Origin of the sequence: Kitasatospora sp. NPDC004799, from assembly GCF_040609095.1 — a bacterium.
Lineage (GTDB): Bacteria > Actinomycetota > Actinomycetes > Streptomycetales > Streptomycetaceae > Kitasatospora.
This window is the reverse complement of record NZ_JBEXJK010000482.1, coordinates 1-5,995: the sequence shown is the minus strand read 5'-3', so window position 1 is coordinate 5,995 and position 5,995 is coordinate 1. Positions and strand designations below refer to the sequence as shown.

Sequence of the window (5,995 nt, the reverse complement as noted above, 5' to 3'; positions counted from 1 at the left end):
ACACAACCATATTCACATCCCCCCCTTATCGCCTTGATGACCCGCCCGACCCCCCTAAGCTCAGGCCGGGGGGCCCGGGGCTCGCGGACCCCCCGCACCCCTCGAACGGGACGTTAGACCAGGCCGGTCAGCCGTCCGCCTCGACGCTCTCACCGGGCGGGCGTCCGCTCACCCGTTCGGACTCAAGGGCGGTCTGGAGGATCACCACCGCGGCGGCCTGGTCGACCACCGAGCGGCCCTTCTTGGCCTTGACCCCCGAGGCGCGCAGCCCGTGGGTCGCGGTGACGGTCGACATCCGCTCGTCCACCAGCCGCACCGGCACCGGGTAGAGCCGGTTGGCCAGCCGGGCGGCGTACGCCCGGACCTTCTCCGCCGCCGGGCCCTCCTTGCCGCTGAGCGACCGCGGCAGCCCGACGATCACCTCCATCGCGCCGTACTCGTCGACGATGGCGGCGATCCTGGCCTGCGACTTCACCCCGGCCGGGACGGTCTCCACGGGCGTGGCGAGCACCCCGTCGGGGTCGCAGGACGCGACCCCGATCCGGGCGTCCCCGACGTCGACGGCGATCCGCCGCCCACGCCGGAACGGGCGCTCCTCCTGGACGGGCTCCATCAGCTGGCGCGCTCCGCGACCAGGCCGCGCACCGCGGCGACGGCCTCGCCGACCGCGGCCGGGTTGGAGCCGCCGCCCTGGGCGACGTCGTCCTTGCCGCCACCGCCGCCGCCGAGGGTCTTGGCGGCGGTCCGGACCAGCTCGCCGGCCTTGATGCCGCGGCCGCGGGCCTCCTCGTTGGTGGCGATCACGGTCAGCGGGCGGTCATTGGCCACCGTGAAGGCGGCGACCACGGCCGGGCGCGAGCCGAGGCGGCCGCGCACGTCCAGGACCAGCTTGCGCAGCTCGTCCGCGCCCACGCCGTCGGCGACCTGCGCGGCGACCACGGCGATGCCGTGCACGTCCTCGGCCGAGTCGGCCAGGCCCGCCGCGGCGGCCAGCACCTTCTCGGCGCGGAAGCGCTCGATCTCCTTCTCGGCGTCCTTGAGCTTGGCGAGCATGCCCGAGATCTTCTCCGGCAGCTCCTCCGGGCGGCCCTTGACCAGCTCGGTGAGCTGGGAGACGACGGTGTGCTCACGGGCCAGGAAGCGGTACGCGTCGGTGCCGACCAGCGCCTCGACGCGGCGCACGCCGGAGCCGATCGAGGACTCGCCGAGCAGCTTCACCAGGCCCAGCTGGGCGGTGTTGCCGACGTGGGTGCCACCGCACAGCTCCTTGGAGAAGTCGCCGATGGTGACGACCCGGACCTCGTCGCCGTACTTCTCGCCGAACATCGCGATGGCGCCGGCCTTGCGGGCCTGGTCCATCGTCATGACCTCGGCGGTGACGTCGAGCTCGCGGCCCAGCACGTCGTTGATCTTCTGCTCGACGTCGACCAGCACGCTGCCGGGGACGGCGGCGGGCGAGCCGAAGTCGAAGCGGAAGCGGCCGGGGGCGTTCTCGGAGCCGGCCTGGGCGGCCGTCGGGCCGAGCGCGTCGCGCAGCGCCTGGTGGGTCAGGTGGGTGGCCGAGTGGGCGCGGGCGATCGCCCGGCGGCGCTCGGTGTCGATCGTGGCGTACGCCGAGGCGCCCAGCACGACCTCGCCGAACAGCACCCCGCCGGAGTGCACGACGACGCCCGGGACGGGCTGCTGCACGTCGCGGATCTCCACCACCGCGCCGGACTCCAGCCGGATCCGGCCCTGGTCGGCGAGCTGGCCGCCGCCCTCGGCGTAGAAGGGGGTGCGGTCGAGGATGATCTCGACCTCGTCGCCCTCGGAGGCGGCCGGCGACGGGACGCCGTCCACCAGCAGGCCGACCACGGTGGCCTCGCCCTCGGTCAGGGTGTAGCCGGTGAAGACGCTGGCGCCGGACTTGTCGGCGACCTCGCGGTACGCGGCGACGTCGGCGTGGCCCATCTTCTTGGCCTTGGCGTCCGCCTTGGCGCGGTCCCGCTGCTCCTGCATCAGGCGGCGGAAGCCGGCCTCGTCCACCTGGAGGCCCTGCTCCTCGGCCATCTCCAGGGTGAGGTCGATCGGGAAGCCGTAGGTGTCGTGCAGCTTGAACGCCTGGTCGCCGGAGAGCACGGCGCCGCCGGACTGCTTGGTCTCGGTGACCGCGGCGTCCAGCAGGTTGGTGCCGGCCTTCAGGGTCTGCAGGAAGGCCGCCTCCTCGCCGACGACGACCGTCTCGATGCGCTTGCGGTCGCTCTCCAGCTCGGGGTACTGCGGGGCCATCGCCTTGATCGCGACGTCGATGAGCTCCTTGGCCACCGGCTCGGTGGCGCCCAGCAGGCGCATGTTGCGGATGGCGCGGCGCAGGATGCGGCGCAGCACGTAGCCGCGGCCCTCGTTGCCCGGGGTGACGCCGTCGCCGACCAGCATCAGCGCGGTGCGGATGTGGTCGGTGACCACGCGCAGCGAGACGTCCGACTTGTGCTCGGCACCGTAGGTGTGGCCGGTGAGCTCGGCGGCGCGGTCGAGGATCATCCGGCTGGTGTCGATCTCGAAGAGGTTGTCGACGCCCTGCAGGATGGCGGCGAGGCGCTCCAGGCCGAGGCCGGTGTCGATGTTCTTGCTCGGCAGGTCGCCGAGGATCTCGAAGCCGTCCTTCCCGTCGCCGTGGCCGCGCTCGTACTGCATGAAGACCAGGTTCCAGATCTCCAGGTAGCGCTCGCCGTTGACGGCCGGGCCGCCCTCCTCGCCGTACGCGGGGCCGCGGTCGTAGTTGATCTCCGAGCACGGGCCGCACGGGCCGGGGACGCCCATCGACCAGAAGTTGTCCTTCATGCCCAGGCGCTGGATGCGCTCCGAGGGCACGCCGATGACGTCACGCCAGATCTGCTCGGCCTCGTCGTCGTCCTTGTAGACGGTGATCCAGAGCTTCTCCTTCTCCAGGCCGTAGCCGCCGTCCGCGACGGGAGTGGTGAGCAGCTCCCAGGCGAACTTGATGGCTCCTTCCTTGAAGTAGTCGCCGAAGGAGAAGTTGCCGCACATCTGGAAGAAGGAGCCGTGCCGGGTGGTCTTCCCGACCTCCTCGATGTCCAGGGTGCGCACGCACTTCTGGACGCTGGTGGCGCGCGAGAACTGCGGCTTGACCTCGCCCAGGAAGTAGGGCTTGAACGGCACCATGCCGGCGTTGACGAGCAGCAGGGTGGGGTCGTCGGCGACCAGGGACGCCGACGGAACGACGGTGTGGCCGCGCTCCTCGAAGAAGCGCAGCCAGCGGCGGCGGATCTCAGCCGACTCCATTAGTGGTCCTTCCGGTTCGGGGTGCCGCCCCGCGGCGGCAGGGCGCGGCGGGGCGTTTCTTCAGTGGTCTGGGGGGTGGTGCGGGCACCCTCGGGTGCCGAGCGGGTGCGGGACGGGGGCAGGGCGGCGGCCGGGCTACCGGGCGCCGCCGAGATAGCTCGGTACTGCGGCTCGCCGCGCAGGACGCGGGCACTGCGGGGCTCCACCACGGCGGTGCCGTGCAGCCCGAGGTCGTCCTTCAGCTGCTCCTCGCGCTCGGCCATGCCGGCCTTCACGTCCTGGGCGAACTGCTTGGCCAGGTCGCCCAGGTGCAGCGCACCGCGGGCGGCGGTGCCGGAGAGGCTGTCCGGGGTGAGCCGGTGCACGGCCTCGTTGGCCTTCCGCATGGCCCAGACGGTGGCGCCGGCGCCGACCGCCATCCAGAAGATGCGTGCCATGCCGTCAGCCCCTCACCGCGCGCCGGACCCGGGAGAGCAGGCCGCTCCGGGGCGCGGTCGCGGCGCGCACCTCGGCCCGGATCAGCCGGGCCAGCTCCTCGCGCTCGCCGCTCTGCGGCGCCACCGTGGGCAGGCTGCCCTGCTGCTTGGCGACGGCCTTGCGCACGCCGTAGCTGAACGCCGCGACCTTCACCAGCGGTCCGCCCAGGGTGGCGGCCACGGTGGAGGAGAGCGCGTTGGCGTTGGCGGCGGCGTCCTGCACGTTGGCGGTGATCTCGTCCACCCGCTCCAGCTGCTCGTTGGCGCTGCGCACGGCGGCGCCCGCGTCGGTCAGCAGCGGGACGGCCTGTTCGGTGACCGCCGAGACCAGGACGGCGGCCTCCTTGAGCACCCGCGAGAGGCGGACCAGCACCACGGCGAGCAGGGTGACCAGGACCGCCCAGAACACGGCGACGAGCAACCCGGCCAGCTCTCCCACGGACACCTTTGCGCGCTCCCTCGCCTTGCAGTTCTTCCTACGGAACCCTATCGCGCCCACGCCCGGTTTCCGGACCGGGTTGTTCACCCGGCGATCCGGTCGGGTGTGCGATCCGCGCGCGTAACCTACCCGCTGGTCACCTCGTTCTGCCTGGCAGGCCGTCGCGCGTACGGCCCGACGCATGTCCGGACCTCGACGGTCCGGCCTGGAACACGGGGAGCAGCCTTTGGCCGGGGACTGGAGAGCGGAGCCCGGGGAGCCCGGGGCGGGGCCGTGGGAGCCGGAACCCGGTCGGCTGCCGGCCGAGGTCACCGGCTTCGTCGGGCGGCAGGGCGAACTGGCCGAGCTGGCCGGCCTGCTGGCCTCGGCCCGGCTGGTGACCGTCACCGGGCCGGGCGGCGTGGGCAAGAGCCGGCTGGCCCTGCGCGCGGCGGCCCGGGCGGCCGACGACTTCCCGGACGGCACCTGGCTGGTGGACGTGGCCCCGGTGCAGGACCCGCTGCTGCTCGGCCACGCCGTGCTGGAGGCGCTGCGGCTCACCGACGGCACCGCCCGTCCGCCGCTGGACGTCCTGGCCGAACGGCTGGACGGTCTGCGCCCGCTGCTGGTGCTGGACGGCTGCGAGCACCTGGTGGAGGCCTGCGCCGAGCTGGCCGACGCGCTGCTGCGGGCGCTGCCCGGCCTGCGGCTGCTGGCCACCAGCCGCACCGCCCTGCGGGCCTCGGGCGAGCACCTGCTGACCCTCGGGCCGCTGCCGGTCGGCCCGGCGCCCACCGCCCCGCTGCGGCCGGGCGCGCTGCCGGAGGCGGTGCGGCTGTTCGCCGAGCGGGCCCGGGCGGTGCTGCCGTCCTTCGAGGTGACGGAGGCCAACGCGGAGGCGGTCGCGCTGCTCTGCCGCCGGCTGGACGGCCTCCCGCTGGCGCTGGAGCTGGCCGCCGGCCGGCTGCGCGCGCTGTCGGTGGAGCAGCTCACCGCCCGGTTGGACGACCGCTTCCGGCTGCTCACCGGCGGCTCCCGGACGGCCCTGCCCCGGCACCGGGCGCTGCGCACCACGATCGGCTGGAGCCATGAGCTGTGCACCGTGCAGGAACGTTTACTCTGGGCCCGCCTCTCGGTCTTCGCGGGCGGTTTCGACCTGGAGGCCGCCGAGTACGTCTGCGCCGGCGAGGGCATCGAGCCCGAGGAGACCCTCGACCTGCTCGACGAGCTGGTCGCCAAGTCCGTGGTGCTGCGCGAGGACAGCCCCTTCGGCGTGCGCTTCCGGCTGCTGGACACCCTGCGCGAGTACGGCGGCCAGTGGCTGCGCGCCGCCGGCGAGGAACCGCGGCTGCTGCGCCGCCACCGGGACTGGTACCTGGGCGTCGCCACCTGGGGCGAGGTCGAGTGGTTCGGCCCCCGGCAGGCGGAGACCGCCGAACGCACCGGGCTCGCCCACAGCAACCTCCGCGCGGCGCTGGAGTTCTGCCTCGCCGAGCCCGGCGAGGAGCAGAGCGCGCTGCTGCTGGCCGGGGCGCTCTGGTTCTACTGGATCGGCTGCGGACACCTCGGCGAGGGCCGGCACTGGCTGGACCGCGCGCTCGCCCTGGACCGCGAGCCCACCGAGGCCCGGGCCAAGGCGCTCTGGGTGACCGGCTACCTGGCCGTCCTCCAGGGCGACCTCGGCACCGCCCGCCCGGTGCTGGAGGAGTGCCGCCGCCAGGCCCTGGACACCGGCGACGACCGGGCCCTGGCCTATGCCGTCCACCGCCAGGGCTGCGTCGCGCTGGTCGGCGACGACCCCGACCGGGCCGCCGAGCTG

5 protein-coding genes are annotated in these 5,995 nt (G+C 73.8%); 1 reads left to right on the top strand and 4 read right to left on the bottom strand.

Annotated elements, in window-relative coordinates; all coding sequences use genetic code 11:
• Positions 1-127: 127 nt before the first annotated feature.
• The 4 genes from ruvX to ABZW03_RS36000 are packed head-to-tail and all read right to left on the bottom strand — an operon-like array spanning position 128 to position 4,203.
• A complete protein-coding gene (gene ruvX, locus ABZW03_RS36015; RefSeq protein ID WP_355268211.1) occupies positions 128-613 on the bottom strand; it encodes a Holliday junction resolvase RuvX in 486 nt (161 codons plus the stop codon).
• The gene (gene alaS, locus ABZW03_RS36010) at positions 613-3,282 is read right to left on the bottom strand and encodes an alanine--tRNA ligase (RefSeq protein ID WP_355268208.1); all 2,670 of its coding nucleotides are present in this window, start codon (positions 3,280-3,282) and stop codon (positions 613-615) included. Before alaS ends, ruvX begins: the two co-directional genes overlap by 1 nt.
• Positions 3,282-3,719, bottom strand: coding sequence for a DUF6167 family protein (locus tag ABZW03_RS36005; protein ID WP_355268205.1), 438 nt, complete (start codon positions 3,717-3,719; stop codon positions 3,282-3,284). Before ABZW03_RS36005 ends, alaS begins: the two co-directional genes overlap by 1 nt.
• Before the next feature lie 4 nt (positions 3,720-3,723).
• Positions 3,724-4,203: a DUF948 domain-containing protein gene (locus ABZW03_RS36000; protein ID WP_355268202.1), complete on the bottom strand. Its 480-nt coding sequence runs from the start codon at positions 4,201-4,203 to the stop codon at positions 3,724-3,726.
• A gap of 175 nt (positions 4,204-4,378) precedes the next feature.
• On the opposite strand from ABZW03_RS36000, the gene ABZW03_RS35995 reads away from it, so the two are divergent.
• A partial coding sequence (locus tag ABZW03_RS35995; RefSeq protein ID WP_355268199.1) for a regulator occupies positions 4,379-5,995 on the top strand: 1,617 nt, incomplete at its 3' end.